Source organism: Streptomyces capoamus (assembly GCF_014654935.1).
Lineage (GTDB): Bacteria > Actinomycetota > Actinomycetes > Streptomycetales > Streptomycetaceae > Streptomyces > Streptomyces capoamus.
Genome location: NZ_BNBF01000014.1, coordinates 136,999 through 138,853, shown reverse-complemented (window position 1 = coordinate 138,853; position 1,855 = coordinate 136,999). Strand labels below are relative to the sequence as shown.

1 protein-coding gene is annotated in these 1,855 nt (G+C 70.9%); it reads right to left on the bottom strand.

Going from position 1 to position 1,855, the window contains the following annotated elements; genetic code table 11:
• On the bottom strand, positions 1–1,855 hold a 1,855-nt coding region (locus IE312_RS41310; RefSeq protein WP_229900285.1), incomplete at both ends, for a glycoside hydrolase domain-containing protein.

Below are 1,855 nucleotides of genomic sequence, written 5' to 3'. Positions count from 1 at the left end.
GCGGCCCACGCCCGGCATCGGCGGGACGACGGTGGCGTTCTTCACGGCCGCGTCGTAGGCCGCCGCCGCGTCGAACTTCACGCCCTTGACGTAGGCGTCGGCGAACGCCACGTCCGAGGAGGTGCCGGTCATCAGGTCGGCGTAGCCGGGGGAGGACCAGCGCGAGGTCCAGCCGCCGTCCTTGTACTGCTGCACGAACCCGTCGATCATCTCGCCCGCCTGGGACGGCGTCAGGAACGAGTACGCCGGCCAGGTGGTCCGGTACGTGTCCCAGAAGCCGTTGTTCACGTACACCTTGCCGTCGACGATCTTCGCGCCGGTGCGGGTCGGGGTGTCCGGTCCTGGCATCGGGGAGAACGGCGAGGCGTACCGGTCCTTGCCGTCGACCCGCTCGAAGCCGGAGTTCGGGTACAGGTACAGCCGGTACAGACCGGAGTACAGCGTGGTCAGCTGGTCCGGGGTGGCGCCCTCCACCTCGACCTTGCCGAGCAGCCTGTCCCAGGTGTGCCGGGCCCGCGCCCGGACCGCGTCGAAGGAGGTGCCGTCCGGGACCTCCCGGCGCAGGTTCTCCTTCGCCTGGTCGGTGCCGATGAGCGAGGTCGCCAGGCGCAGCGTGACGGTCCGGTCGGCGCCCGCGTCGAACCGCAGGTACCCCTTCACCCCGCTCGACGTGCCCTCGGTGACCGGCTTGTCGAACTCGCCGTACACGAACAGCCGGGTGGCGCCCGTGGACAGGCCCGACTTCACGTCCGAGAAACCGGTGACGGTCCCGTGCTCCTTGTCCAGCGTCAGCCCGGCCTGCTCGGTGACGTTGTCGAACACGACGTTCGCGTTGTCTCCGGGGTAGGTGAAGCGGAGCACGGCCGCGTGGTCGGTCGGGGTCATCTCGGCCTTGAGGCCGTTCTCGAACCGCACCCCGTAGTAGTACGGCCGTGCGGTCTCGTTCTCGTGCCGGAAGGGCAGCTCCCGCGCCTCGCGGCCGGTGTCCGGGGCACCGGACGCGGCCGACGGCATCAGCTGGAAGGTCTGCCGGTCGCCCATCCACGGGCTCGGCTCATGGCTCGCGCTGAACGCCTGGATCGTCGGCAGGTTGTCGGCGTTGTTCGCACGCGCGTACTCGTACAGCCAGCTCAGCGAGGACGCGTTGGTCACCGGGGTCCAGAAGTTGAAGCCGTGCGGCAGGGCCGTCGCCGGGAAGTCGTTGCCCCGCGAGAAGCTGCCGCTGGAGTTGGTGCCCCGGGTGGTCAGCGCGTAGTCCGACAGGTGCGCCTTCGGCTTCTCGGGCGCCACCGGCCGCAGGGTCACGTCGTCCAGCCAGCCGCGGAACTTCGCCGGGCCGTCGGGGGAGTCGTACGCGACCAGGATCCGGTCGACCGTCCGGCCGGCCGCCACCGAGCCGATCCGCGCGCTCACGTTGTTCCACTGGTCGACGTACAGGGCCTTCGACGCGCCCTGCCCGCGCGGGGTGAGCGGGAACCCGTGGCTGTCCAGTGCGCCCAGGCCGCTCAGATAGGTGCCGTCGGTGAAGGCCAGGTCGACGGAGACGTTCGTGGCGTCGTAGTCGCGGTCGCCGTCGGCCATCGACGGGAAGACGCGGTACGCCAGCTCGGTGTCGCGGCCCACCTCCACGTTCACGTCGAAGACCTTGTTGTACGAGTAGGCCCGGCCGCCCGCCGTGTGCCGGCCGGCGTAGCGCAGGGCACGCTTTCCGGTGAACCCGGCCCGCGCCTTGGCGGTCGGGGAGCCGCTCGGTCCCTTGTCGACCAGGGTCAGCATGTCCTGCGGCACCGGACCGCCGGTGCCGCCGGTGGACAGCTGTACGTCGGCCAGCTGCAGGATGTCCGCGGCGCCCGCG